Annotated in this window: 24 protein-coding genes, 4 tRNA genes and 1 pseudogene; 19 read left to right on the top strand and 10 right to left on the bottom strand. The window is 70.1% G+C overall.

Annotated elements, in window-relative coordinates; all coding sequences use genetic code 11:
* Window positions 1-394: 394 nt before the first annotated feature.
* A tRNA-Val gene (locus tag I6J71_RS16315) sits at window positions 395-469 on the bottom strand.
* Between the two features lie 384 nt (window positions 470-853).
* Here I6J71_RS16315 and I6J71_RS16310 point away from each other — a divergent pair.
* The 6 genes and pseudogenes from I6J71_RS16310 to ctaD all read left to right on the top strand — a co-directional run bounded on the left by I6J71_RS16310 (window position 854) and on the right by ctaD (window position 4,399).
* Entirely contained in the window at window positions 854-1,279 is a 426-nt protein-coding gene (locus tag I6J71_RS16310; RefSeq protein ID WP_005159130.1) for an SsgA family sporulation/cell division regulator, read from the top strand.
* 127 nt (window positions 1,280-1,406) lie between these two features.
* Window positions 1,407-1,479, top strand: a tRNA-Gly gene (locus I6J71_RS16305).
* Window positions 1,480-1,501: 22 nt separating this feature from the next.
* A tRNA-Cys gene (locus I6J71_RS16300) sits at window positions 1,502-1,572 on the top strand.
* Window position 1,573: 1 nt separating this feature from the next.
* Window positions 1,574-1,648 (top strand) — tRNA-Val (locus I6J71_RS16295).
* Between the two features lie 665 nt (window positions 1,649-2,313).
* Window positions 2,314-2,703: a chlorite dismutase family protein gene (locus I6J71_RS16290; protein WP_204095475.1), complete on the top strand. Its 390-nt coding sequence runs from the start codon at window positions 2,314-2,316 to the stop codon at window positions 2,701-2,703.
* A 20-nt stretch (window positions 2,704-2,723) separates the two neighbouring features.
* Window positions 2,724-4,399, top strand: a pseudogene (gene ctaD, locus I6J71_RS16285) (cytochrome c oxidase subunit I).
* Between the two features lie 61 nt (window positions 4,400-4,460).
* Here the strand turns inward: ctaD and I6J71_RS50760 are convergent.
* Both I6J71_RS50760 and I6J71_RS16275 read right to left on the bottom strand, forming a co-directional pair.
* A complete protein-coding gene (locus tag I6J71_RS50760) occupies window positions 4,461-4,856 on the bottom strand; it encodes a helix-turn-helix domain-containing protein (RefSeq protein ID WP_370542217.1) in 396 nt (131 codons plus the stop codon).
* 266 nt (window positions 4,857-5,122) lie between these two features.
* Complete coding sequence (locus I6J71_RS16275; RefSeq protein WP_204095473.1) at window positions 5,123-5,458, bottom strand: hypothetical protein; 336 nt, start codon at window positions 5,456-5,458, stop codon at window positions 5,123-5,125.
* On the opposite strand from I6J71_RS16275, the gene I6J71_RS16270 reads away from it, so the two are divergent.
* The 4 genes from I6J71_RS16270 (at window position 5,442) to I6J71_RS16255 (ending at window position 8,299) form a co-directional block, all read left to right on the top strand.
* Window positions 5,442-5,771 (top strand): FCD domain-containing protein, encoded by a 330-nt coding sequence (locus I6J71_RS16270; RefSeq protein WP_204095472.1) that lies wholly within the window; start codon window positions 5,442-5,444, stop codon window positions 5,769-5,771. The two genes, I6J71_RS16275 and I6J71_RS16270, sit on opposite strands and share 17 nt — an antisense overlap.
* A 248-nt stretch (window positions 5,772-6,019) precedes the next feature.
* Entirely contained in the window at window positions 6,020-6,163 is a 144-nt protein-coding gene (locus I6J71_RS16265; protein ID WP_204095471.1) for a hypothetical protein, read from the top strand.
* Between the two features lie 586 nt (window positions 6,164-6,749).
* Window positions 6,750-7,640 carry an RNA polymerase sigma factor SigJ gene (gene sigJ, locus I6J71_RS16260; protein ID WP_204095470.1) on the top strand — a complete coding sequence of 297 codons (891 nt, stop codon included), beginning with the start codon at window positions 6,750-6,752 and terminating at the stop codon, window positions 7,638-7,640.
* A 200-nt stretch (window positions 7,641-7,840) separates the two neighbouring features.
* Window positions 7,841-8,299 carry a carboxymuconolactone decarboxylase family protein gene (locus I6J71_RS16255; protein ID WP_204095469.1) on the top strand — a complete coding sequence of 153 codons (459 nt, stop codon included), beginning with the start codon at window positions 7,841-7,843 and terminating at the stop codon, window positions 8,297-8,299.
* A 294-nt stretch (window positions 8,300-8,593) separates the two neighbouring features.
* Here the strand turns inward: I6J71_RS16255 and I6J71_RS16250 are convergent, their stop codons facing one another.
* From I6J71_RS16250 to I6J71_RS16235, 4 genes are all read right to left on the bottom strand, one after another.
* Window positions 8,594-9,028: an ATP-binding protein gene (locus I6J71_RS16250; RefSeq protein WP_204095468.1), complete on the bottom strand. Its 435-nt coding sequence runs from the start codon at window positions 9,026-9,028 to the stop codon at window positions 8,594-8,596.
* An 80-nt stretch (window positions 9,029-9,108) separates the two neighbouring features.
* Window positions 9,109-9,486, bottom strand: coding sequence for an STAS domain-containing protein (locus tag I6J71_RS16245; protein WP_204095467.1), 378 nt, complete (start codon window positions 9,484-9,486; stop codon window positions 9,109-9,111).
* Between the two features lie 669 nt (window positions 9,487-10,155).
* Window positions 10,156-10,362, bottom strand: coding sequence for a hypothetical protein (locus I6J71_RS16240; RefSeq protein WP_204095466.1), 207 nt, complete (start codon window positions 10,360-10,362; stop codon window positions 10,156-10,158).
* 214 nt (window positions 10,363-10,576) lie between these two features.
* A complete protein-coding gene (locus tag I6J71_RS16235) occupies window positions 10,577-10,786 on the bottom strand; it encodes a hypothetical protein (RefSeq protein WP_204095465.1) in 210 nt (69 codons plus the stop codon).
* Between the two features lie 803 nt (window positions 10,787-11,589).
* On the opposite strand from I6J71_RS16235, the gene I6J71_RS16230 reads away from it, so the two are divergent.
* Window positions 11,590-12,375: an LLM class flavin-dependent oxidoreductase gene (locus I6J71_RS16230; protein ID WP_239154903.1), complete on the top strand. Its 786-nt coding sequence runs from the start codon at window positions 11,590-11,592 to the stop codon at window positions 12,373-12,375.
* A gap of 402 nt (window positions 12,376-12,777) precedes the next feature.
* On the opposite strand, the gene I6J71_RS16225 is transcribed toward I6J71_RS16230, so the two are convergent.
* Window positions 12,778-13,299, bottom strand: a complete 522-nt coding sequence (locus tag I6J71_RS16225) for a hypothetical protein (protein ID WP_204095464.1) — start codon at window positions 13,297-13,299, stop codon at window positions 12,778-12,780.
* A gap of 229 nt (window positions 13,300-13,528) precedes the next feature.
* Between I6J71_RS16225 and I6J71_RS16220 the strand changes: the two genes are divergently transcribed.
* From I6J71_RS16220 to I6J71_RS16180, 8 genes are all read left to right on the top strand, one after another.
* Window positions 13,529-14,680 (top strand): serine/threonine-protein kinase, encoded by a 1,152-nt coding sequence (locus I6J71_RS16220; protein WP_370542216.1) that lies wholly within the window; start codon window positions 13,529-13,531, stop codon window positions 14,678-14,680.
* A gap of 159 nt (window positions 14,681-14,839) precedes the next feature.
* Complete coding sequence (locus I6J71_RS16215; RefSeq protein ID WP_204095463.1) at window positions 14,840-15,076, top strand: hypothetical protein; 237 nt, start codon at window positions 14,840-14,842, stop codon at window positions 15,074-15,076.
* A gap of 534 nt (window positions 15,077-15,610) precedes the next feature.
* A complete protein-coding gene (locus tag I6J71_RS16210) occupies window positions 15,611-17,068 on the top strand; it encodes a sugar porter family MFS transporter (RefSeq protein ID WP_204095462.1) in 1,458 nt (485 codons plus the stop codon).
* A gap of 2 nt (window positions 17,069-17,070) precedes the next feature.
* Complete coding sequence (gene otsB, locus I6J71_RS16200) at window positions 17,071-20,394, top strand: trehalose-phosphatase (protein WP_239154900.1); 3,324 nt, start codon at window positions 17,071-17,073, stop codon at window positions 20,392-20,394.
* Window positions 20,378-21,166: an HAD family phosphatase gene (locus tag I6J71_RS16195; protein ID WP_204095461.1), complete on the top strand. Its 789-nt coding sequence runs from the start codon at window positions 20,378-20,380 to the stop codon at window positions 21,164-21,166. The genes otsB and I6J71_RS16195 overlap by 17 nt, the downstream gene beginning before the upstream one ends.
* Window positions 21,163-22,167, top strand: coding sequence for an ROK family glucokinase (locus I6J71_RS16190; protein WP_204095460.1), 1,005 nt, complete (start codon window positions 21,163-21,165; stop codon window positions 22,165-22,167). Before I6J71_RS16195 ends, I6J71_RS16190 begins: the two co-directional genes overlap by 4 nt.
* Window positions 22,168-22,393: 226 nt before the next feature.
* Window positions 22,394-22,861: a hypothetical protein gene (locus I6J71_RS16185; protein ID WP_204095459.1), complete on the top strand. Its 468-nt coding sequence runs from the start codon at window positions 22,394-22,396 to the stop codon at window positions 22,859-22,861.
* Window positions 22,862-23,192: 331 nt separating this feature from the next.
* Entirely contained in the window at window positions 23,193-23,690 is a 498-nt protein-coding gene (locus I6J71_RS16180; RefSeq protein ID WP_204095458.1) for a hypothetical protein, read from the top strand.
* Between the two features lie 353 nt (window positions 23,691-24,043).
* Here I6J71_RS16180 and I6J71_RS16175 read toward each other — a convergent pair whose 3' ends face one another.
* A complete protein-coding gene (locus I6J71_RS16175) occupies window positions 24,044-25,492 on the bottom strand; it encodes a cell wall metabolism sensor histidine kinase WalK (RefSeq protein WP_239154898.1) in 1,449 nt (482 codons plus the stop codon).
* A gap of 16 nt (window positions 25,493-25,508) precedes the next feature.
* Entirely contained in the window at window positions 25,509-26,192 is a 684-nt protein-coding gene (locus I6J71_RS16170; protein ID WP_204095456.1) for a response regulator transcription factor, read from the bottom strand.
* Between the last annotated feature and the right edge of the window lie 86 nt (window positions 26,193-26,278).

Here is a 26,278-nt window from a genome sequence, read left to right as displayed (position 1 = left end):
ACGGAAACCTGCGAACTTCGGAGCCGGCGCACCGGCGCTCGCAGTGCGGCTCATGGACCCGTGGACAGTGGCGGCAAGGCGTTGGTGCGGCCCCGATACGGCCGTTCGGCGGGTCCACACCGGGTCGTGATCGAAAAAGTGCGCAAGATCACACTCAAGCCGCGGACTCCGTCCCGGGCGTGACAGAAGTGGCGACGGAAGACCGGAATGCGTCGATGTTCCACTGGCAATCTGCAGGTTGCATCCGGAGCCGCTGCTTCCGGCTGTTGCCGAGCCGTGACGGGCGGCGCGGAGATCACTTTCGGAGAGCGGACGCGCGGCGAGGTGCTGACCTGGGAAAATTCTTTCCCGGAAAACAGTCGAGGCCCCGGATCGTGGATCCGGGGCCTCGCGGTGGTGGGCGATACTGGGATCGAACCAGTGACCTCTTCGGTGTGAACGAAGCGCTCTCCCGCTGAGCTAATCGCCCGCTCGCGGTGTGAACAGAACTCTACAGCACGACTTTCGAGGGCCTGCAAACGGGTGGTAACCCCCAACCACGCTGCGTCTACCAGCGAATACGGAACGAACAACCCCGAGCTAGCCGGGGTTGTTCCGCGGTGGGGGCGGTCGCGCCCGGCCCCGGCATCCGTGCGACGGTGCTATCGCGCGGCGGTCGAACCGCGCAGTATGTACGTGTGGTTGCCCAGCGGGCACCCGCGGAAGGCTGCGCGGCGCGGGCGACGACGGACGACCGGAAGCGATGGCCACGGACGGGTGATCTCCACCGAACCCGCGACGGAATCGGCTCCCCGGGGCGTCTCATCGTCGTCCTCGGTCGTCCGGGCCGGGAAGGGAGACGAAGGGTAGGACGATGCGCAACGATCACGTGACGCTCCGCTCGACGGCGGTCTTCGACCTGCTGGCGCCGCGGACCCCGGCGGTTCCGGTCAAGGTGGAGCTGCGCTACGACACTCGCGACCCCTACGCGGTCGTCGCCGCCTTCCGCACCGGCCGCGCGGGCTGGGTCGAGTGGGTCTACGCCCGCGACCTCCTCGCCGACGGCCTCCTGGCCGACGCCGGCGACGGGGACGTGCGCATCCGCCCGTCGGTCGAAGACCCCGAGTCCGTGCTCATCGAGCTGAACTCGCCGTCCGGGCACGCCATGTTCGAGGCCTCCGCCCAGGAGCTCGCCGACTTCCTCGACCGCACCTACGACGTGGTCCTCCCCGGCAACGAGCACCTGTGGGTCGACGTCGACGACGCCCTCACGCACCTCATCCCGAACGATCTCGCCTGATCACGGCCCCGCGACCGACGGATGACCCCCCGGTGGCGGGGCGGTTTTCGGCGTCCGATATGGTTCTCCCACACCACGGCGACGGGGTGCGGGTCACGAGCCCGGACACTCCCGAGTCGCGGATAGTGCGGACGTAGCGCAGCTGGTAGCGCATCACCTTGCCAAGGTGAGGGTCGCGGGTTCGAATCCCGTCGTCCGCTCGGTAGGCTCTCGAGCCTGTACGGTGGAGTGGCCGAGAGGCGAGGCAACGGCCTGCAAAGCCGTGTACACGGGTTCGAATCCCGTCTCCACCTCGCGCGATTAGCTCAGCGGGAGAGCGCTTCCCTGACACGGAAGAGGTCACTGGTTCAATCCCAGTATCGCGCACCAGCTGAAACCGCAGGTCAGAAGCCCTGTTCCTTCTCGGAGGAGCAGGGCTTCAGTCGTCAGATGGCGATGTGCTGTAAGTGCGCCCGCCTTCGGTGAAAGTGAACGTCGGCGGAATCGGCCGCCGCCACCTCCCCCACCCCGGGTTCCTCGGGATCGCCGCCGTCTCAGGCCGGCGTCAGATCGCGATGCGGAAGTTTGAGCGCCGCCACGGATGCTCCTCGGGCGTGGACAGTACTGATCTTGGGGGGTCACGTTGGCGCCCAAGGTTCTGCCCACCCGCGTCGCGTTGTGTAGCCGTGGTGTCGCGGTGCCGTGGTGTCGTGGGGTCACTGGGAGCACGAACCGTCCACAGGGCACGGTCGCCGCGCCTCGGGCGTTGCAAAACGCGATCCACCTCCTCCGCCGTCTGTCCGCAGAGGACTCGACTGGTTCGAGGCACGCCTGAGATGCACATCGCACATTTGATTAGCGCGCTAATCATCAGTGCACTATCCATCTGGGCGGACGATCAGTTCGAACGGAGCACAGGTGGACAAAACGACACACGAATGCCCTCGCATCCAGTCACATTCAGTGACCGTCGGGCACAAGCCGTTCGCCTCGGCGCTGCTGGTGACTAGCGCGGCGATCTCCACCCTGGCCCTGCTCTTCTCCCTGCTCGCGCGATGAGCGCCGTCACCCTCGACCCCGGATTGGCGCGCACGATGTGGCCGGTCTTCAAGGCCGGCTCGCAGACCACCTGGGACGATCGCCCCGCGATCGCTCATGAACTGGAGCAGGCGCTGACGAATTCTGCGGACGGTGCCACGATTCGTGGCGCCTGCCTGGTGTTGGAGGGAATGCGCGCGGACGCCGACTGGGTGGTCTGGTGGCACGGCGATCCGGCCGACGCACTCCAGGCTGCCCATCTCGCCGTACGCAAGACCTCGTGCACTGGAGCTTGGCGGCCGGTCCGGAGCTCAGCCGGCCTCGGAATCCCAGTCCGCACAGGCAAACGCGTTCCCATCCACCCCCTGCTCTGCCCGATGGCACCGCCGCCACGGAGGCACAAGTGACCAAACTGGTTCCGGCCCCGGTGACCCTCCCCGGCCACTCTCCGCAGCAGGCACCGACGGGCTCGTTGCTCGTGCGATTGCTGCGCACGACCGACCACAAACAACTCGGCGTCATGTCCTGGTGACCTCGATGGGCTTCTTCCTCATCGGCGGCGCGATGGCCATGCTGATCCGCACGGAACTGGCCCGGCCGGGGCTTCAGTTCCTGTCGCAAGAGCAGTACAACCAGCTGTTCACGATGCACGGCACGATCATGCTGCTGCTGTACGCGACCCCGATCCTGTTCGGGTTCGCGAACTTCGTGCTGCCGCTGCAGATCGGTTCGCCGGACGTCGCGTTCCCGCGGCTGAACGCGTTCTCGTACTGGCTCTACCTCTTCGGTGGGCTGATCGTCCTTTCCGGATTCCTGACCCCGGGTGGCGCCGCCGACTTCGGCTGGTTCGCCTACACCCCGCTCTCGGACGCGATCCACTCGCCGGGCGTCGGGGCCGACCTCTGGATCTCCGGCCTGGTCGTCTCCGGTCTGGGCACGATCCTCGGTGCGGTCAACATGGTCACCACCGTGGTCTGCCTGCGCGCGCCGGGCATGACGATGTACCGGATGCCGATCTTCACCTGGAACATCCTGGTCACCAGCATCCTGATCCTGCTCGCGTTCCCGATCCTGACCGCGGCCCTGCTGGGTCTGCTGGCCGACCGGCACCTCGGCGCGCACGTGTTCGACCCCGCCAACGGCGGCGTGATCCTGTGGCAGCACCTGTTCTGGTTCTTCGGGCACCCCGAGGTCTACATCGTCGCGCTGCCGTTCTTCGGGATCGTGTCCGAGATCTTCCCGGTCTTCAGCCGAAAACCCATCTTCGGCTACAAGGGGCTGGTCTTCGCGACGCTGGCGATCGCGGCCCTGTCCGTGGCGGTGTGGGCGCACCACATGTACGCCACCGGCGCCGTGCTGCTGCCGTTCTTCTCCTTCATGACGTTCCCGATCGCGGTTCCGACCGGCGTGAAGTTCTTCAACTGGATCGGCACGATGTGGAAGGGCCAGCTGTCCTTCGAGACGCCGATGATCTTCTCGATGGGCTTCATCGTCACGTTCCTCTTCGGCGGTCTGACCGGTATCCTGCTGGCCGCCCCGGCCATCGACTTCCACGTCTCGGACAGCTACTTCGTGGTGGCGCACTTCCACTACGTGCTCTACGGCACGATCGTGTTCGCGACCTTCGCCGGCATCTACTTCTGGTTCCCGAAGATCACGGGCCGGATGATGGACGAGAAGCTCGGCAAGTGGCACTTCTGGACGACGTTCATCGGCTTCCACGGCACGTTCCTGGTGCAGCACTGGCTCGGCGCCGAGGGCATGCCGCGCCGCTACGCCGACTACCTCGCCAGCGACGGGTTCACCACGCTCAACACGATCTCGACCATAAGCGCCTATCTCTTGGGCGCTTCGATGCTGCCGTTCATCTGGAACGTGGTCAAGAGCTACCGCTACGGCGAGATCGTCACCGTCGACGACCCGTGGGGCTACGGCAACTCCCTCGAATGGGCCACGTCCTGCCCGCCACCGCGGCACAACTTCACCGAGCTGCCCCGCATCCGCTCCGAGCGCCCCGCGTTCGAGCTGCACTACCCGCACATGATCGAACGTCTCCGCACGGAAGGCCACATCACGTTGACCGGGCGGCAAAAGGACGCCTGACACGGACGCGAAGTACCTCAGGAGGAAGTCTGAAGGTACTTCGCGGGTCCGCAGAGGCCCGTCACCGACGGTGGAGGGTGTCCGACGGGCATTCCCCATGGGCGCGGCGGTACTGCGCAGCGAATCGCCCGAGGTTGAGGAACCCGCACCGATGGGCGATGTTGGCCACAGTCGACCCCTCGCCCGGCCGTGCGGCGGACAACTCCTCGCGGACCCGCCGAAGTCGCACACTGAGGATGTACGCGCCGGGACGTGTCGATTTCCTCGCGAAAACCCAGCTGAAGGGTACGTAGGCTGACGCCGACGGAAGACGCCAGGCTCGCGAGAGTAATACAGCTCTCCGGGCTGGACTCGACCAGCTCAAGGGCCTTCCGCACGGCCGTTCGAGCCACGGGCTGCCGGGCGCCCCGGTCACTTGAAGGCGAAAGTCCGGCTGGCTCAGCAATAGCGTGAGCATTGCCTGCTCACGCACTCGCGTCCTGATCGCTCCCGGCCACACACTCGCACCGGAGAACTGGGCCGTGGTCGAGCGGATCAGGTGAGCGACGCCGTGCAGGCCCGCGACGGCGTTCGAGTCCGCCACCATCGGGTCAAAGCGGAATGGCAAGTCGTCACGACCGGTGATCATCCGGGCGAAGGAACCGAGCGCTTCAGTCTCGATGCGCATCATCGCCGACCGCAGGCCAGGGCTCCACTGGAGAACCATCGGGGCGTGCGGACTGATCACCGCCGCCGCCCGGCCCGCCACGGCGTCGAACCGGGCACCGGCATGGTCGACCCGCACCGCCCGCGAACAGGCAGCAACGTGTCGAGGTACCCGACCGTGGGCGGCGCGGTGACGGTGACACCGGCGGCGTAGCTCAGGTGATACAGCGCAACCGGGCCGAGGGAGACACCGCGAATCCGCGCGTCAAGCCCGCCCCGTCCGACCGCCAGGCGATGCGGCGAGAGCAGCCGGGTACCGCGGATCTCGGCCTCTTCGACAGAGCGCGTGTGCACGAGGACCCTGCCGATGCCCGCATCCTCGACATCAGCCATCGGGATGACCGGCCGGGACATCGCGATCACCTCCTGCGCACCACGCCACCCCTCAACGTTGCCCGGCTGCCCGAACCCTCGGCTCCTCGCGATCGCCTGCTCGCTGCGTGCCTCCGCCGAGCTCTACCGCCGCTGGTCGGTCTCCCTGGGACACGAGCACCGCGACATCGTAGGCGAGCACAAGTCCATGCTGGACGCGATCCTCGCCAAGGACGCCGACGCCGCCGTGGCGATCCTCGTCGAGCACATCCGCCACACGACCCAAGTGCTCCTGCGTACCGTCGACGCACCGGCGACCGGCAGTTCGACGACAGCCTCGAGCTGGTGGCGCTGACCGTGCTGTTCGCGGCGACGGGACGCCTTTCGGAGTGCTCGGTCCGGGAAAGTCCCGTGAGGAGCGACTTCCGGTGGCTGGAAAAAGATCTCCGGGCTGTCACGCCTGGGGGGGCTGTCGTCTCCCTGGCGACAACCGCCCCACCAGACGAGGACCGTATTGCGAGTCAGCGCCATCCGCGATCGTGACGGGGGGTCGCCGAACTGTCCTTTGAGGACGTCCCTTCGGCGGAGAACGACGTCGCCCAGGTGCACGCCGCGGGGTTCCCCACCGGCGAGCTGGAGTGGCCGGGCACGTGGGCCGACCGCGCCGGCCGGGAGCGGACGCCGAGCGTGCCGGGACACGACGTGTCGGGTGTCCTGATGGCGCTGGCTACCGCACCACCGGCCTGACCGCACAGCTCGCCGCTGGCCGGGGCGCCCGAGGCGTTCGGGCTCCCACCACGTCGTCGCCGAGAACACGAGTGCGACACAACCGGCCAAGCTCCTGACGGATTTCGTCTCCAACCCGGAGATCCGCTCAAGGTCGACGACCCGCACCCCTGACGAGTTCTCCAAGGCCGAGGTCCCTGCCAGAGTGGGGCGTCCTGGTCAGCGGTGATCTGCGGCATCGGACAGGCCGGCATGTCGAGTGTGGACGGAACGGCCCTCCGTAGCCACAGAGTGCCGCGCCGGCCTCCTGCAGCAAACGCGCCGGCCGCACCGCCGATCTGCGTGCCGGCCACAACCCTGCGCGCCGGAAATCGCCCTCCCGATACCGGCGTCCGTGTGGGCCACTGGTATTCAGAGCCGCGGGAGCGAGAGTCATCGGGTTGATGTACTCGCGCCGAAGCCGCGATGGTCACGGCCTTCCAGTCGAGTGCGTCGCTCACGGCGAACTCCGATCGCCCACGATCGCGAGGTGTGCGTTACGAACGGATGCCGGGAAGGCTTTCCGGCCGTACGCTGGACCCGCACGTCGGAGGAGGACGCGATCGGCATGGGTGACGGGCAGGCGCCCCGGGGGTCTGAGCAACAGGACACGCTCGCTGCCGAGTGGGAAACGCATCGACCTGCGGTGTTCGGTGTGGCCTACCGGCTGCTGGGGAGCGTGGCCGACGCCGAGGACGTGGCTCAGGACGTGTGGCTGCGGGCGGCCGGGGCGGATCTGGACGAGGTCGACGACCTGCGGGCTTGGTTGGTCACGGTCGCCGCGCGGCGGTCGTACGACATCCTCAAGAGCGCTCGGTCTCGCCGAGAGGCCTATGTCGGGCCGTGGCTGCCGGAACCGCTGTTGACCGGGCCGGACGCCTCGGAACCGGTGCTCGTCGACGAATCCGTGAGCGCGGCGATGCTGCTGATCATGGAGGAGCTGAGCCCACCGGAGCGGGTGGCTTTCGTCCTGCACGACGTCTTCGGGTTCGAGTTCGGCCGGATCGCGGAAGTGCTGGACGTCTCCGTGCCCGGCTCCCGGCAGCTCGCGTCGCGGGCTCGACGGCGCGTGGCCAAGGCGAAGCAGTCCGCTTCGCCGGCCCCGAAGGCGGAGCGCGAACGGGTGCTGGCGACGTTCCGCGCCGCCTACGAGTCCGGTGACCTGGCCGGTCTGGTCCGGCTCCTGCACCCGGACGCCGTCTACGTCACCGATGGCGGCGGCAAGGTCTCGGCGGCGCGCAAGATCATCCGCGGTGGTGAGCGCGTTGCCGAGGTGATGGTGCGCGTGGGTCGCCTGTGGCGCCCGGACCGCATCGATTTCATCGAGGTGGGCGGCGAGCTCGCCCTCGTGTGCCACTGGCAGGGCCGCGTCTACTCCGTCGACACGGTGCAGATCACAGACGGCTTGATCACCGCGTACCGCAGGGTGCTCAACCCGGACAAACTCTCTCACGTCTGAGCTGTCACACCCCGAGGGGCTACCTCGTCTCCCTGGCGAGACGGGAAACGACGAGCGAGCAGGCTCGATCAACCTGGTCACGCAGCTGTGGCCACGTCGGCGCACACCGGCACCGCCTCTGCCCCGAACACACCACCGGCCACCACGACGCGCCCGGAGCGAACTCCACGGCGCAGGCCGCAGAAGGAATCGAAGGAACCGTGACGAACACGCAGCGCGTCAGCATCGACAAGCAGCACCCGGCCGCCTACCAGGCCCTCATCGCCTTGTCGATCGAGGTCGAGAACAGCGCCACCGCGGCGGGCCTCGACCCGCTCCTGGTCGAACTGCTGAGGGTGCGCACCTCCCAGATCAACGGCTGCGCGTTCTGCCTGCGCATGCACACCGGTGACGCCCTCAAGAAGGGCGAAAACCCCGACCGGATCGCCGTGTTGCCCGCGTGGGAAGAGACCGGTTACTTCTCCGACACGGAACGCGCTGCCCTCCGCCTGACCGAGGCGATCGCACGGGTGTCGGACGGGCACGTCCGCGACGAGGACTACAACGCCGCCGCAGCCGAACTCACCGAGGACCAGATCTCGGCGGTCGCCTGGCTGGCCACGGTGATGAACGCCTTCAACCGCGTCGCGATCACCAGCCGGTACCACGTCGCCGGCTGACCGCGTCCCAGGCGGCTGCGGCGGAAAGCAATGCCGGCCGGCCGGATCGACGGGCACGGCGAGAACACCCGCCGCTTCGCCGCCTGCGGTCATCGGACACAGTCGTCCGGACTTCGCCTGCGGCGGACGGCGGTGAACGGCGTCTTCATCTCCGGTCGGGGCGTCGAGCGCGTCCACCCGATCTTGGTGCGTCGGGACGACCGTGGCCTGCCGCGCCACGCCCGGCGGGCGCCAGGGGTGTGGGCAGTATCGCGAGTCGCTGGGATCACGGCCGCGCGGCGCTGAACACGCCCGTCAGTCTGCGCAGTGCCGGCTGAGCTGCCAGGTCATCGTGACGGTGGTGCCCTGCTCGGTGGCAGCGATGTCGGTGTGGTCGGCGAGCAGGTGGATCAGGGGCACTCCGCGCCCGCGCAGCGGGTCGGGCGGGGGCTGGGGGCGCCAGCGGCCGTGGTCGGTGACGGTGACCCGCACGACTTGGTCCTCATGGTGGGCGTGCAGGTCGAGCGAGCCCTCGGTGTCGCCGGGGTAGGCGTGCTCGGCGGAGTTGACCAGGGCCTCGTACACCGCGAGTTCGAGGTCGGTGATCAGGGCCGCGGACAGGCGGTGGGCGCGGGCCCAATGGACGAGGGCTTTCCTGAGCGCGGACGCGTCCTCGAGGCGGGCCCGCCGGCGCAGGTGCAGCACAGGCGGAGGGTCATCGTCCGGGTCCGGGTCGCTGACCGAACGCATCCGGTGGCTGCTCCTTGATCTCCGCTGGTCAGCGGTCGTGCGGTGGCGCATGCCGCGGCGGGTGGCCTCGGCGCCGAGGCTCAGCCCGGCGTGGTGGTCAGGGCGTCGTCGGTGGTGTCGCAGTAGTCGAAGTGCCGGTCCAGGCCCAGCAGCCGCAACGTGCGGCGGATCGGCGGGGACGCGACGAGCCGCACGGACGTGGGTTCGCCTGCGGTGAGCTCGGCGTCGACGAGGGCGCCGATCGCGGTCGAGGAGAAGAACGCGGTCTCGCTGAGGTCCATCACCAGCACGCGGGGCCGTTCCGCGAGGGCGTCGTGGATCGCCTCCTGCAGGGCCGGGGTGGTGAGCGCGTCGAACTCACCGCGGGCGGCGATCACGACGCCCTCGCCGGTATGTCGAAGCGCGACGTCGGCCGCGGTGGTCGCGCTGACCGTGGGATCGGGTTCGGAGGGGTTCATTCTGCCCATCCTCCCCGCCCCCACGCTCCACCGCACCTCAGCACGGTGCCAGGCACGCCGGCTGCCCTCGGCCTCCGCTCCACCACCGCAGACAGGTCGCCGCCTGACTGGCACAGATGCACGGACAAACTCCGTCGCTCGGGAAGGCTGCCGTCGCGAGGTTTGCCGTGTCGTGCTTTGCGTGGCACGAAGACTTCCCGCGAACGTGTTGAAGGCGGTCTTGGTCACCGAGGTGAACACCGGGGCGATCACGTGGGCGTTCAAAAACTCCATCCCGGACATGACCGCTCCGGTTTCCGCCGCCAGGTGCCCACCGAGCCCTTCCCGGCTGGCCATCGCCGCGGCCCGGGCCGCGGGATCCGGTGGCACGTACCAGACCCCGGTACCGGCCGACGCGGTCGCGCCGCCTCGTCCCGCAACAGCCCTTGTCCGCCAGGATGACGTGCGCGCCCGATTCCGCCGCTTTGACCGCCGCCCACGTCCCGGCGGGGCCACCGCCGACCGCCAGAACGTCCGTCGCGATTTCTGGCATGGCCGGGAACCGTTGCCGACGAAGGAATGTTTGTCCACACCCCCGGCCGTTCTCCCACATGGCGCGGCCACCGATCGGACGAACGCACCGCGCAGAAGCAGCTGATTGATCCACTGTGGACTCTTGGCTCGGGGTCCTCAGTGGATCTTGCCGTCGCCGGGGAAACCACACGTGATCCGCAGAAAGGCTTCCCGCTCGTGCTTCGACAGTGGCACGTGCGGCGAGTCGTGCGCACCCGGTCGCGGCACCGGCACCACGAACCCGGCGTCGAGTGGGCTGGAGGGCGGGGTCACCACCCAGCCGGACCCGGTGAGGGCGTGGGTCAGCGCACGCAACATCCGCATCGTCGGTCACCTCTCGTCACCGCCCCCGACCCTGATTGTCCACGCGCGTCCGGCGTGGTCCACCTCGTCCAGCGTGCGGGAGAACACTCCGCCGTTGTCCACATCCTGAACGTGCGTGCGGCCGGGCGCCGGAACGGGATAGCTGTGGGCAAACGAATCGAGGGTGGTGCATGACTTCCCCCAGACTGTACGTCGCGGTGGAGATCGACGCGACTCACGGAAAGGAGCCCGCGGACGGGCTTTGGCCGCGTTCGACGGCCGCGGTCGTGGCGAGCGCGGCCGGCGCCGGTTTCACGTTCGCCACCTTCGCCGACTCCCCGCTGCCGCCCGACGACGGTTTCCCGCTCGATGCCACCACGCGCTTGGCGTCCGTGGCCACGCTGACCGACCGGATCGGCCCGACTCCCACGTCCACCGTCGCCACGGCCGAACCGTTGGACCTGGCCACGCGGCTCGCCAGTCTCGCCCCCCCCACGGGCACGCGGGCTGGGTGGTCGGCACCGACGCCTCACCCGAAGCCACTGGCCACCGTCGGCCGTGAACCGCTCGGCCCCGACGCATCGCGCCGCGAGGTCGCCGACGTGGTCGAGTTGCGCGGCGGCTGTGGGATTCATGGGAGGACGACGCCGTCGTCAAGGACGTCGCAACCGGCCACTACCTCGCCCCGGACAGGTCCACCACGTCGGCTTCGAAGGCGCGACGTTCTCGATGACAGGTCCGCTCATCACGCCGCGCCCGCCGCGGGGCCGGCTCGGCATCCTCTCGTCCGGCGACGTCGCCGGCGCGGTCCGCCCGGACATCGTGCTCATCGCCGGCTCGACCGTCGACGAAGTGCGCCGCCGCGCCGGTCAGTTCGCGGACCGGCTGGTGTCCCGCCGAAGTGGAAGTTGCGCTGCAGCCAGGCGGACCGACCGGCGGCGGCCCGGACCGGCTCCGCTTCGCCGGATCCACGTCAGGGCTGACGGAACTGCTGACAGAGACTCGCCGGCGTTGTCGACGGTGTCCACCTGCACCTGTCGGCACCTGCCACCCATCTTCCGCGAGTGGCCTGCGAGGTACTGCCGGCGCTGGAGCGCCGGGGTCTGCACACGCCGCCCGCGCGTGGCGCGACGCTGCGCGAGTCGCGCATGAGCGCATCCGCACCTCGGCGCCTTCTACCCGGGCGTCGGCCCACAGTTCCGGTGGGATGATCCGTCGAACGCACCGCCCACCGAGATCGAGACGTACGTGTCCGTGGCGCGCACGCTCGAACGCTGCCTGTTCGACGCGTTTTCCTCGGCGAAAGCCTGCGCGTGGCGGGAGAACCGCGGCCGCATCCACTCCCTCGTCGTCGCCGGCCGCGCGGGCGCGATCACGCAACCGAGCGCGCTCGCCGGCGCTGTCGAGCGGATCGGGCTCGCGGCCACGCAAAACACCACCTACAACTACCTCGCCGACCTCGCGCACCGGCTGGCGTCTCTGGACTTCCTCTCGGGCGGACGCGCGGGCTGGAACATCGTCACGACCGACAACGCCCGGACCGGTACCAACTTCCGCCGCGGCGGATGGCCGGCTCACGAACGCCGCTACGAACGCGCGACGCAGTTCTTCGAAGCGGCCAAGGCGCCCTGGTCCAGGACCGGCCCGGGGAGGCCGACACCGACCTCGTCCGGCTGCGGGCCACGCCGACGGTGCCACCGAGCCCGCAAGCCCGCCCCGTGCTGTTCCAGGCAGGCGACTCCCCCGGCGGCCGAGAACCGGCCGCCCGCCACACGGACCACGCGGGCGTGGGCGTCGCGGGCCCATTCGCCGGCCACCTGGGCCGGGGTGCAGACGAAGGAGTGCTTGTCGTGGCTGGACTCCGAGCACGAGTTGGTGGATGGAGAGGTTCTTGGTCTCCGCGAGTTCGTGCCATTGCCCGATGCGGTCGAGCTTGCCGGTGCGGTGTTCGAGGGAGATGGTGCCGCGCGAGGGGTCGAGTTCCTGGGCGGTGGGATCGATCTCGAAAAGCGAGTCGTACGCCGACAGGGCTGACCCCAGTACTGCTTCAGGAAGGCGAGCGCGCGCTGCGGGTTGATCTGGCAGCGGCGGATCTCTTCGGCGCGTTCGGCCGCGTCGGCGGGGGCGTCGTTGAGGAGCACGGACGCGCCGGGCAGGATCCGCACCGCGTCGGCGGGGCGGCCGTGCGGCGCGAGCCGGGCCCGTAGATCGTCGGCGTAGGCCTGGGCCTTGCCGAAGGCGGTGTCGGCGCAGAACACGACGCCGGACGGGGTCAACCTCAGCCCGCACCTCGTACCCGCGTCGATCGACGACGTCGTCGACCAGCTCGTCCCCGAACTGCCGGACCGCGGGATCCACCGCACCGCCTGCGAAGGCACGACGCAGCGCGAACACCCGGAGCTGCTCTCGGCCGATGACCGGCCCGCGGTCGCGATCTCAGGTCTGGTCCGGGCCGCGGTCCTCGCTGTCCGGGCTCACCTGGGGGTACGGTCCGGTCTGGCCGGGCACCGGAGTGACGGTCGTCGGCCGCCACGACGCGTCGGCCGCCATCGGATCGTGGCCCGGCTCGGACGTCGGCCGCGGCTGCGGGTCAATGGGCGGCCGGGTGGCGTCGCGCTCTTGCAGGCTGGTCTCGACCACCTCGTCCTGCCGCCGACGGGCCAGGACGACCAGGGTGAGCCCGTGGACGACCGCCAGCAGCAGGAGGAAGACGCCCACGCGGCCGACCACCGCCGCGGCCGAGCCCGACCACGCCGGACCCACCACCGAGAGCAGCGCGAGGACGCCGATCGCGACAAGGTGGAACACCGCCACCACCATCCGGGCCATCGAACCGGCGGCCTCGCCGCCGTTCGGCCCCCTCAGGTAGCGACGGCCGCCGCGGTAGAGGACCTGGCCGTCGGCCGCCACCAAGATCAGTCCGATGATCAGGAAACCCATGAGGTCGCCGTCGGGCATCGTCTCCTCCTCGTTTCGAGAGGGGTACCCGCGAACGGAAAGGCGATGAGGCTCCGGGCATTGTTCACCGGATCGAGCGGCCGCGCCGCACCGCGCCGAACCCCTGCGGTGCTCTGTTTCGCGCGCCTCCTGGTGGGTATCCCGGCCCCGACGGTCGAGGAACGGGGTTGCCGCCGTGACGATGGATCCTCTGCGTGACGATCGTGATCGCCCGACGCGGCCACGGTTCGTGCCCGACGCCGGTGGCGGCGCACCCGCTGTGGTCGGTGATCGCTACGAGGTCGGTGGCCTTCTCGGCGTCGGTGCGACCGCACGGGTTTATCGCGGTTACGACCGCCGGCTCGACCGGGAAGTCGCGGTGAAGGTGTTCAACCGTGACGCGGTGGCGGTGGAGCAGCGCCGGCGGCTGCGGGAGGTCGGGATCCACGGCAGTGTCGATCACCCCGGAGTGGTCGCGTTGCTCGACAGCGGGACCGAGGCCGGTCGGATGTACCTGGTGATGGAGTTCGTGGCCGGGGAAAATCTCGCCGAGCGACTCCGGCGCGGGCCGCTGACTCCCGAACAGGTGACCCGGATGGGAAGCCGGCTGGCGGACGCGCTGGCCCACCTGCACGCCCAAGGGGTTACCCACCGGGACCTCAAGCCGGGCAACATCCTGCTCGCCGAGCACGGCCCGCTCATCGCCGACTTCGGCATCGCCGACGCGCTCGACCTCACCCGGGTCACCGCGACCGGCACGGTGGTCGGCACCGCTGCCTACATGGCACCGGAACAAGTGGTGGGCGATCCGGTCGAGCCGGCGGCCGACGTCTACTCACTGGGATTGGTCCTCCTCGAATGCCTCACCGGCGAGCTGGAGTACCCGGGAACCATGGCCGAGGCCGCGGTGGCTCGGTTGAACCGCCGGCCCCGCATTCCCGCGGGCTTGCCGGCGGAGCTGTCGAGCCTGCTCGATCACATGACCGCGCGCGAACCAGCAGCGCGTCCCACCGCCGCGGCGATCCACGCGAAGCTGACCGGCCCACCGTCGTCCACCGCGGCGCTCGGGCAGCCTCGGACGGGGACGAGGACGAGGGCGCGGGTCGCCGCTGTCGCGGCCCTCGCCGTCGGCGCCACGGGCCTTGTCGTCCCCTTGCTGGTCAACGGCTCACAGCCGACCGGAGCTCCACCCACGCAGACTCAGCCGCCATCGCCCCCGCCCGTCAGCGTGGGCGTGCCGCCCACGATCACCGCCACTGTGCGGGTGGCCGAACAGCCCATTCCGTCCGTCGCCGAGAGTGCGGCGAACCGAATTGCGCCGCCTCCCCAGGCAAAGCCGCCCGGCCATGCGGGGAAGAAGGAGGGGCATCCGGGTAAGGGAAAGGGCCCCCAGCGGGGCTAGCGCATGTCTCGGCTCTGCCTGAGCCCCTCACGACGTGGCCGTCAACTCGGACGGCTCGGGTGCACCTCCCGCGCGCTGGTCCGGCGGTTGGAGGTGTCAAGTGGCGGAATGCGGGTAGCCGGGGCTTGAGGTCGTCGGAAACGAGTTCGAGGAGGAATCGTGGTCAGCAGCGAAACCGGCCAGGTCACCGGTACGCAGGACAAGGACTACAACATCATCTGGTTCGTGGAGGCCTGCCTGAGCAATGCACTGCGCATGGAGTCCTACATCGCCGATGCCGACCGCGCAGGCGACCGCGAGCTCGCTGACTTCTTCCGCCGTGCGCAGGGGGAAAGCCGGAAGGGCGCGGAGCAGGGCAAGAGGCTGCTCTCCCAGCGGCTCGGCGCCGCGAACTGACTCCGCGAGGCCGCCCACGTCCCGCCGCGACCTGGTTCAACCCTGGCGGAGGCGCCGATCCGCGTTCAGCGGGCCTGGCGTTCGCAGGAAGGCAACAGGGAATCTGCCGAACCGGCGAATCCCAGCTACTGGCGGAAAGCGCTTTCTCTCCCTAGGCCGGCGGAACCGGTTGCGACGGCAGCTCTAGGCCCGCCGCGCGCCCCGCCGGTCAACGCGGCCCCGAAGCGGCGCCGGGAGCCGGCGAAAATCACGTCGGGCTCGTTGCGGGACTGCTCCCGCAACGAGCCCGAACGACCACGGCGACAAGCCGGTCCGGCCGCCCGAGGCCCTCCCTGACAGCTCGACTCGTACCGCAGAGGCGTCCTCCGCCCGGTTTTACCTCCAGCCGCGGGCAGCTGAACCGGCAGATCTTCAGCTCGGGCTCGCTGAGGCACCCTCTTGACTGGATGTGATTTCAGACACACTCTGGAGAGAAGTGTGAGGGAGCTGTCGAGCGCAGACCGCCTCGAAAACCCTCGGGCAGGGGAGGTCCAAGTGGGGACCACACCGGGCGGGCAACCACCGCCGAGCGAATCCTCCCAGCAGCCGGGCGACCCCGCCCAGCAGGTCGGCTATGCCACCCCGAGTACCGGGCGCACCGTGCTCGTCGCCGCGACGGCGGCGCTCGGCGGCTTCCTCTTCGGCTACGACACCGCGGTGATCAACGGAGCCGTCAAGGCCGTCGGGCAGAACTTCGGCGCGTCGCCCTTCGTCCTCGGCTTCGCAGTCGCCGCGGCCCTGATCGGCTGCGCGATCGGCGCCTGGTTCGCGGGTGCGATCGCAGACCGCTACGGTCGCATCCGCGTCATGTGGCTCGCGGCGATCGCGTTCGCCATCAGCGCACTGGGCAGCGGGTTGTCGTTCTCGATCTGGGATCTCGCGTTCTGGCGGCTGATCGGCGGTCTCGGCGTCGGTGCCGCGTCCGTGATCGCGCCCGCCTACATCGCGGAGATCTCACCGGCGTACCTGCGCGGCAGGCTCGGCTCGCTGCAGCAATTGGCCATCGTGACCGGTATCTTCGTTGCGTTGCTGGTCGATTACGCACTGGTCGCCGGTTCGGGCGGCGCACTGGATCCGCTCTGGTTCGGCCTCGCCACCTGGCGGTGGATGTTCCTGTCGCTGGCGGTGCCCGCGCTCGCCTACGGCCTCCTGGCCCTGACGATCCCGGAGTCGCCGCGGCACCTGGTCCAGAAGGAGCAGCTGGCCAAGGCGGCCGAGGTCCTCCGCCGGTTCGTCGGCGGCGACGTCGACGCGAAGATCACGGAGATCGTCCGGACGCTGAGGGGAAAGACCGAGCAGACCGGCTTCGCCACCATCCGTGGCCCGAGGCTGGGGTTGCTGCCGATCGTCTGGGTCGGCATCGGACTGTCGATTTTCCAGCAGTTCACCGGCATCAACGTGATCTTCTACTACTCGTCGGCTCTCTGGCAGGCGGTGGGGTTCAGCGAGCAGAACGCACTGGCGATCACCGTGATCACGTCGGTGACCAACATCGTCACCACGGTCATCGCCATCGCACTGGTCGACCGGATCGGCCGAAAGCCACTGCTGCTGATCGGTTCGATCGGTCAGTTCGTCTGCCTGGGCGTCCTCGCGATCCTCTTCGGCACCGCACCGATCGTGAACGGCACGCCGGACCTGGGTGCGGCCGGTCCGATCGCCCTCATCGCCGCCAATGTCTACGTGGTGTTCTTCGGGGCGACGTGGGGCCCGGTGGTGTGGGTGCTGCTCGGCGAGATGTTCAGCAACAAGATCCGCGCGATGGCCCTGTCCGTCGCCGCGGCGGCGCAGTGGCTGGCCAACTTCCTCATTTCCACGACCTTCCCGGCGCTGTCGGATGTCGGGCTGGGCCTGGCTTACGGCGTCTACACGTTCTTCGCCTTCGTGTCGATCTTCTTCGTGATCAAGTACGTCCAGGAGACGAAGGGGCGTGAGCTGGAGGAGATGGCCTGACGATGACCGAGCCGACGCCGACGGTCCGAGATCTTCCCCACGCACTGCGCGACGGTGATCGGTTCGCCGAGCGGGTGGCCGGCAGGCACCCGGCGGTGTTCCTCGACTACGACGGTGTGCTGGCCCCGATCGTGGCTCATCCCGACGACGCGGTGATCTCCGACCGGATGCGGGACACGGTGCGGGCGCTGGCCATGCGCTGCCCGGTGTGCGTGGTCAGCGGGCGCGACCGGCTCGACGTGCAGCGGTTGATGCGGATCGACGACCTGGTCGTCGCGGGCAGCCACGGGTTCGACATCTGGAGCCCGACCGCCGGCGAGATCCACCACGACGCCGCGAGCGGGTTCGAGGACGTCGTCGGCGAGGTCACCCAGCGCCTGCGGGCCGAAACCGGCTCGATCCCGGGCGTGGTGATCGAACCGAAGAAGGCTTCGGTCGCCGTGCACTACCGGCTCGTCGACCCGGACGGGCGCAGCCGGATCGCCACCGCGGTCGAGACCCTGCTGGCCGAGCACCCGGACCGGCTCAAGATGACGCCGGGCAAGATGGTCTACGAGCTTCAGCCGAAGATCGACTGGCACAAGGGCAAGGCCGTGCTCCACCTGCTCGGCACCCTGCGCCTGGACTCACCGGACGTGGTCCCGATCTACCTCGGCGACGACATCACCGACGAGGACGCCTTCCGGGCACTGGCCGATCGGGGCGGAGTCGGCATCTTCGTCGGCAGCGCGGACGACCCCGAGGTGGGCGATAGGACCACGTCGGCCGACTTCATCCTCGCCTCGACGGAAGAGGTGACGCAGCTGCTGTCCACTTTGGCCGTCGGCGAGGGCTCGCCCCCGGACGAGCGGAAAGCCGTGTCCGACTGCGTACTCGTCTACGACCACTTCGATCCCGGCGCCGAGGGACTGCGGGAATCGCTGACGTCGACGGGCAACGGGTACTTCTGCACCCGCGGTGCGGCCGAGTGGGAGGACACAGACGGAGTCCACTACCCCGGCACCTACGCGCACGGTGGCTTCAACCGGGAGACCACCATCCTCGGCGGGCACCCGGTGCAGAACGAGGACTTGGTCAACCTGCCGAACTGGCTGGTGCTCAAGCTGCGCATCGACGGCGAGGAGGCGATCAGGCTCGGCAACGTCGAACTGATCTCCTACGAGCACTCCTACGACATCCGGCTCGCGACCCTGCAGCGCGTCCTGCGCTTCCGCGACCGCTCCGGCCGGGAGACGACGCTGCGCAGCCGTCGCTTCGTGAGCATGGCCCACAGCCACCAGGCCGGCATCGAATGGACGCTGACGCCCGAGAACTGGTCCGGTCACGTCGAGGTGATCTCCGGGCTGGACGGCCGGGTGACCAATCAGATGGTCGCGCGCTACCGCGAGCTCGAGGGACGTCATCTCGACCCGGTGTCCCCCCGTACGTTCGGCCCGGAGACCATCGCGCTGAAGGTGCAGACCCGGCAGTCGAACATCTACGTCACCGAGGCCGCCCGCACCCGCGTCTTCCGCGACGGCGAACAGCTTCCGGTGGAGCGCACCCTGCACCAGATGGACGACTACATCCAGCAGGTCATCGCCTTCGACGTGGCGCGGGGACGGCCGGTGCGGGTGGAGAAGATGGTGTCGCTGTTCACCTCGCACGACAACGCGATCACCGAGACGCTGGCGGCCGCCGGCCGGGGCGTCCTGCGCTATCCGGACTTCGCCGAGGCGCTGGCGGAGCACGCCTCGGCGTGGACGGAGCTGTGGGAGGTCTGCGACCTCGAGCTCCCGCGGGAGCCGCGTGTGCAACTGCTGTTGCGGTTCCACGTGGCGCACGTGTTGCAGGTCTGCTCCCGGCACACCGCGCGGCACGACGCGGGTGTCCCGGCGCGGGGACTCAACGGCGAGGCCTACCGCGGGCACGTGTTCTGGGACGAGCTGTTCATCTACCCGTTCCTCAACTTCCGGCTGCCCGGGATCACCCGGGGGTTGCTCCTCTACCGCTACCGCAGGCTCATCGAGGCTCGCGCGGCCGCCCAGGACGCGGGCTTGCGGGGCGCCATGTTCCCCTGGCAGAGCGGCAGTGACGGCACCGAGGAAACCCAGGTCGTCCACCTCAATCCGCTCTCCGGCCAGTGGGACCCCGACCTCAGCCACAACCAGCGCCACGTCAACGCGGCCATCTTCTACAACGTCTGGCAGTACTACCAGGCCACCGACGACCGGGAGTTCCTGCGCGACTACGGCGCCGAGCTGATGCTCGAGATCGCGCGGTTCTGGGCCTCGATCGCCCAGTACAACCCGGAACGCGACCGCTACGAGATCCACGGCGTGATGGGACCCGACGAGTTCCACGAACGCTACCCCGGCAGCGCGAACGGCGGCCTGGACAACAACGCCTACACCAACGTGATGGTGGCCTGGATCGCCGACACCGCTCCGCGGGTGCTGAGGCTGCTGCCGGCCAGCCGCCGGGCCGCGCTGCGCGCCCGGCTCGGACTGACCGACGACGAGCTGCACGCGTGGGACGAGATGAGCCGCAAGATGTACGTGCCGTTCCACCCGGACGGCATCATCAGCCAGTTCGAGGGCTACCTGGACCTGGCCGAACTCGACTGGGAGCACTACCGGGCCGAGCACACCAACATCCAGCGCCTGGACCGGATCCTCAAGGCCGAGGGCGAAGATCCCGACCGGTTCAAACTGGCCAAGCAGGCCGACGTGGTCATGTTGTTCTTCCTGTTCTCCGACGACGAGCTGCGCACCCTCTTCCGCAGGCTCGGGTACGAGCACGACGCGGAGCTGACCCGGCGCACGATCGACTACTACGACCGGCGCACCTCCCACGGTTCGACGCTGAGTCTCGTCACCCACGCCGGCGTGCTCGCCGCGCTGGACCCGAAGAGTTCCTGGGACCGGTTCATCGTGGCGCTGGAGAGCGACATCGGCGACGTCCAAGGAGGAACGACCAAGGAAGGCATCCACATGGGTGTCATGTCCGGGACCTTGGACCTGCTGCAGCGCTACTACGTCGGCACCGCGGTCCGGGACGGCGTGCTGTACTTCGCACCGACCCTGCTCGACCGGCTCGACGGGCTGGTCTTCTCGATGCAGTTCCGCGGCGCACCGCTGCGGGTGTCGATAGCGGGCGACGAGCTGACGGTCTTCGCGCTCCCCCAGGGCATCCGCGGACCGATCCGCGTCGGTGTCGGGGACGAGGTCCATGAACTCGGAGCGGGGGACAGCCGGGTCTTCACGCTGTCGCGGGAGTCCGGACCTCCAACCCGGGAGGGCCACCGGGACCGCGCGGAAGGGAGCCACCATGGCGACGGGCTTTGAGGGCGCGATCTTCGACGTCGACGGCGTGCTCGTCGACTCCCCGCACGAGCGGGCCTGGAAGGATTCGCTGCGCGAGCTGATGGAGACCGACTGGGCCGACATCCGCGACCGGACCACGTGGTCGGACGACCGCTTCACCCCGCAGGTCTACCAGCAGGTGATGTCCGGCAAACCCCGGGCAGCCGGAGCGCTGGCCGCCCTCGAGCACTTCGAGGTCCCCGACGCGAAGGATCGCGTCGAGGCCTACGGCGCGCACAAGCAGGCCATGGTCATCAAGCTCATCGAGGCCGGCGAGTTCGAGGCGTACCCCGACGCGCTGCGCTTCGTCCTCGCGGTGAAGGCCGCGGGCATCCCGACCGCCGCGGCGTCGTCGTCGAAGAACGCGGGGCTCTTCCTGCGGCAGATCCGCCTCGACACCTTCGCCGCGCAGAACGGCCTCTCCTACGACTTCGTGACGCCCGGGCTGAGCCTGCTCGACTCCTTCGACGCCGACATCTCCGGCCGCGACTTCGCCCACGGCAAGCCACACCCGGAGATCTTCCTGACCGGGGCGGCCGAGCTCGGCGTCGCCCCCGAAGACTGCTTCGTCGTCGAAGACGCGGCCAGCGGCATCGAAGCCGCGAAGGCCGGCGGGATGTCGGCGCTGGGGGTCGCCAGAGCCGACGACGAGGCGCTGCTCACGGCCGCGCGGGCCGACATCGTGGTGACCTCCCTCGACGAGATCGACGTCGCGGCGCTCGGCACCCACGAACTGGCGGGGCGGGCGTCATGAACAGCCAAGCACCAGCGGCGGAGCCGGTTCCCCGGCGGGTCCGGGAAACGGCCGAGAGGACACTCGCCATCGGCGTCGACATCGGCGGCACCAAGATCGCCGCGGGGGTCGTCGACGAGGGCGGGCACATCGTCGCCCGCACCCGGCGCCCGACACCCGCCGACGACCCGCCGCGGACCCAGGAGTCCATCGCCGACGCTGTTCGTGAGCTGACCAGCGAATACACCGTGGTCGGTGTCGGGCTGGGCGCGGCGGGCTTCGTCGACGAGAAGCGCTCGACCGTCATGTTCGCGCCGAACCTCGCCTGGCGCGACGAGCACTTGCGCGAGTCTCTGGAGGACCGGCTCGGCATGCCCGTGGTCGTGGAGAACGACGCCAACGCGGCCGCGTGGGCCGAGGCCCGGTTCGGCGCCGCCCGCGGCGAGTCCCACGCCGTCATCCTCACCATCGGCACCGGGATCGGCGGCGGCGTCGTCGTCGACGGGAAGCTGTTGCGGGGCCGGTACGGGCTGGCCGCCGAGATCGGGCACTTCACCATCGTCCCGGACGGCCGGCGTTGCGGGTGCGGCCTGCACGGGTGCTGGGAGCAGTACGGCAGCGGGCGTGCGCTCGTCCTCGAAGCGCAGGAGCAGGCGACCGTGGCGCCCTCGATGGCCCAGGAACTGCTGCGGCTCGCCGGTGGGCGCCCCGAGGGCATCACCGGCCACCTCGTCACCGCGGCCGCGCAGTCGGGGGACGTGACCGCGCTGAACTGCTTCGACGAGCTGGGCAAATGGCTCGGGCGCGGGATGGCCGCGCTGGCCGCGATCCTCGATCCGGGCATGTTCGTCATCGCCGGCGGCGTGTCCGAGGCCGGGGAGATCCTGCGCGCGCCGGCCGAGGTCGTCTTCCGCAAGAACCTCACCGGCCGCGGACACCGCCCGACCGCGAAGGTGCGCATCGCCGAACTGGGCAACGAAGCCGGGCTCGTGGGCGCTGCCGACCTGTCCCACCTGCGGTGAGGCCGGAGGATCCGAGACCTCATCGGGGATCCGCGCCCAGCAAATCCTCTGTGGACCTGGGGCCCGTCTCGATGGTGGCCACTGAGGTAAGGCGGAACGCCGGCGTTGTCCCCCGCACGGGGTTCACACAAGGCCCCGGCACCACTCGCCCGTAGACCACGACGAGCGGCGCGCCTTATCATGAATCAGGACACCATGTCAAGGGCTGACCAAGTGGGTGGTCTTCATGCGCAGTTACCTCGTGGTCGCGAACCAGACCCTCCTGGGGCCGGAGCTGCAGAAGGAGCTCCGCACCAGGATCGAGGCGGGGCCGAGTTCCTTCTACGTGCTCGTCCCGAACACCGCCGCCGCGCACTACCACACGGTGCCCGCCGCCGGTGGCCTCATGCCGATGCCCAGCGTGGTGCTGGACTCCGGTCGACCCGCCTCCGACGAGGAGGCCACGGCGCAGGCCCGGCAACGGCTGGACCAGGTGCTCGCCGACCTCGCCGCGCAGAAGGTCCAGGCGGACGGCGACCTCGGGAGCGCCCATCCCCTCGAAGCCATCGAGAAGGTGCTCGCCGACCGCGACTTCGACGAGATCGTCGTGGCCACGCTGCCCCGGCGCGCCTCCCGCTGGCTCAAGGCCGACCTCCCGCACCAGGCCGAGCGCCGGTTCGGGCTGCCGGTCACCACGATCACCGCGAAACGCTGACCGTTCACGGAGAGAACGGTTTCCCGGGGATCCGCCGTCGCCGAGCCCGTGATTTTCCGGCGCCATACCGGTATCGGGGGCCACGGTCGTCGAGCGATGGCAAGAGGTCCTGCTCCTCTTCGGAGAGTGGTGCTCCGCGCCGGGTGGGGATTTCCGTGCTGACGCCTGATCCTGGGGAGGTTGTTTCGATTCGACCGGGTCCGGTGGCCGTGCGGCGTTCCGCGCTGCGGACAGGTCACCCGGATCAGGCGAGGCACCCCGGCCGCCGCCGCCGCGACGATGGGGGGACAGGAGCCCAGGCCACGTCGCCCGCGGCGGGAGAGGAGCGCCCGTGAGCGCACCCACACGGCGAACAGCGCGCACCGGGGCCGCGGCGGTCGTGGCCGCGGTCGCCGCGATCGCGGTCGCGTGCGGCGGCGGAGCCGGCGGTGGCCAAAATGGACAAACACCGTCCCCCACCCCCGCGCCCACCGCCTCGCCTACCGCCGGCGAGACGAGCACCGAGTGCGCCGCGGTCAGCTCGGCGACCCGCAACCTCACCAGTCAGGTGCAGGCGCTCGTCGCCGGCCAGACGAGCCGCGAGCAGGTCGCCACCGCCGGCCGCGACCTGGCCGCCGCCCTCGACGCCGCCCGCGACACCCTCGGCCCGAACGCCCGCGCCGGCCTCGACGCGGCCGGCGCGGCCGTCGGACAGCTCGAGACCGCCCTCACGACCCAGCCGTTGGACACCGCCGCGGTCCGCTCCGCGGCCGGCCAGGTCGCCGCGTCGGTCCGCTCGGTGCTCGACGTCTGCGGCGGCTCCACCAGCACCACGTCGACGACCCCCTGACCCCGCGCGACCGACCGGAACAGTCGCTCCCGCCCCCTGAAACCTCCCGCGCGAGCGGCGGCGCGCGACCAGCACCGGCGCCCGTAGAACACCGCGGCCTCGCCGGTCGAACACACCCGACGTGAACACCGCCGGACTGGCCGCCTTCGCCGCGCGCTAGGCGAGAGAGCCTCGCGCCGGACACCGTGGTAGAGCAACGCCGGCCGCCTCGTCGCCGGCAGAGCCGCAGCCCGCACGGCACTGTGCACCTCGCCCGCGCCTGCGCCGGCGCCGTGGTCGGGACGAGCGCACCGCACAGGGGAACCGGCACACCGCTTCGCGCGCAAGGCGGTGTGAAGCCGGGGCCCATCCGTTCACTCGGCGGCAGTGACCGCCGCATCGGCAGCCGGGAGGCACGCGACGAGGCGGGCGCCGCTGGCGGAGTCCTCGGCGGTGAGGGTGCCGCCGTGGCGGTGGGCGATGTCGCGGGCCAGCGTGAGGCCCAGGCCGGACCCGCCGGCGTCGCGGGTGCGCGCGTCGTCCAGGCGGGCGAAGCGGTCGAACACCCGCTCGCGGTCGGCGGGTGGGATGCCGGGGCCGTCGTCGAGGACTTCGAGGACGACGTGGGGGCCGGTGCGGCCGACGGTGACCGTCACGGACGACGCGGCGTGGCGGGCGGCGTTGTCGAGGAGGTTGCGCAGCAGGCGTTCGAGCTGGACCGGTTCGCCCGGCACCACGGCCGGTCCGTCCACAAAGGACCGGAACGTCGGACCGTCCGACAAGGCGCGTTCGGCAACCTGCTCGCGCACCACGTCGGCGAGGTCGACGGGGTCGGACGCGGGCGCGCCGGCCTGGTCCACCGCCAGCTGCAGCAGGTCGGCGGTGATGCGTTGCAGACGCCGGACATCGTCGAGGGAACGTTCGGCGACGGCGGGCCAGTCGGCTCGGCCGGGGTGGGCCAATGCCACCTCCAGACCGGTGCGCAGGCTCGCCAGCGGGCTGCGCAGCTCGTGGCTCGCGTCGGCCACGAAGCGCTCTTGCCGCTCGTGGGCGCGCTGCAGGCGGTCGAGCGTGTCGTTGGTCGTGTGGGCCAGCCGCGCGATTTCGTCTTTCGACCGCGGCACGGGCACGCGGCGGTCGAGCCTGCTGCCGCTCACTTCCGCGAGCTTCGAGCGGATCGCCTCCACCGGCCGCAGCGCGCGCCCGGCCGCGAACCACGCGACGATCCCCGTCAGGAGCACCGCGACGGGCACGAACACCCGCAGCGTGTCGTCGAACAGCCCCACCGTGCCGAGCGTGTCCCAGGGCAGCACGTAGAGGTAGAGCGTCAACCGGTATCGCGGCCCCGCGGCGCCGGACAACCCCGCGTCCACACTGGACCCCGACCGCCCCAGCGGCTGCACGAGAGCGGCCGGTACGTCCGGGACCACCGTCCCGACGACGGTGTAAGTGCGGTACTCACGCCACTGCGGGTGCGTTCCCGGGCGCAGCGTCGCGCTCGTGGTCGTGACCCAGCCGGCAGGCGCACCGCGCGGGGCGGGCGGCAGCGGCCGCCACGCGGGATCGAGCCGGCTGAGGTTCTCGCTGTGGACGACGGCCTGCCCGGAGTCGGCGACGACCTCGAACATCGCGTCCCCGTTCAGCCCCGCCGACGGGAGCGCACCCAGCCGGTACGCGGCGGCCAGCCGGTCGAGCTCCGCGCGCGTCGCGGTCACCGCGTTGCGCGACAGCTGCGTCGACACGAACTGCCGGATCCCCCACCAGCCCAGCCCGAACACCACCACGGCCAGCAGCACGGCCGCGAGCGCCGTGCTCCGCCGCACGGACTCGGGCCACCCCCTACTCATGGGGCCCGTCGGCCACCAGCCGGTAGCCGGCGCCGCGCACGGTCGCGATCGTGCGCCGCCCGAACGGCGCGTCCAGCTTGCGCCGCAGCGCGCTCACGTAGACCTCCACGATGTTCGGGTCGCCCTGGTACGCGAGGTCCCACACCTGCTCCAGGATCTCGTGCTTCGCGACCACGTGGCCGTCGTGGCGCAGCAGGCACTCCAGGACCGCGAACTCCTTCGTCGTCAGCGCCACCGGGGTGCCCCCGCGCCGGCACGTGCGCTTCGCCGGGTCGAGCACGAGATCGCCGAAGGTCAGCGTCGCCGCCGCGGCCGCCCGGCCGCGGCGCACGAGCGCGCGCAGGCGGGCGGTGAGCACGACGTAGGAGAACGGCTTGCTCAGGAAGTCGTCGGCGCCCGTGTCCAGCGCCTCCGCTTCGTCGTACTCGCCGTTCTTGGCCGTCAGCATGAGGATCGGCGTCGTCACGCCCCGTTCGCGCAGCGCGGCGCAAACCCGGTAGCCGTTCAGCTTCGGCAGCATGATGTCCAGCACGATGACCTGGTACGGGTGCAGCTGCGCGAGCTGCAGCCCCGTCTCGCCGTCGTGGGCGAGGTCCACGGCGTAACCGTCGGCTTCGAGCCCCCACTGCAGCGTCTCGGCGAGCCGCCGCTCGTCCTCGACCACGAGCACCCTCATGAACCCGATCTTCCCAGACGCCGCCGCGGGCACCTGAAGCGTTCTTCAGGTGGGTTCAGGAACCGTTCAGGCCGCGCCCGCCATGA

It is taken from the genome of Amycolatopsis sp. FDAARGOS 1241, from assembly GCF_016889705.1.
In the GTDB taxonomy this organism is placed as follows: domain Bacteria; phylum Actinomycetota; class Actinomycetes; order Mycobacteriales; family Pseudonocardiaceae; genus Amycolatopsis.
This window is presented reverse-complemented; position numbering and strand designations above follow the sequence as displayed.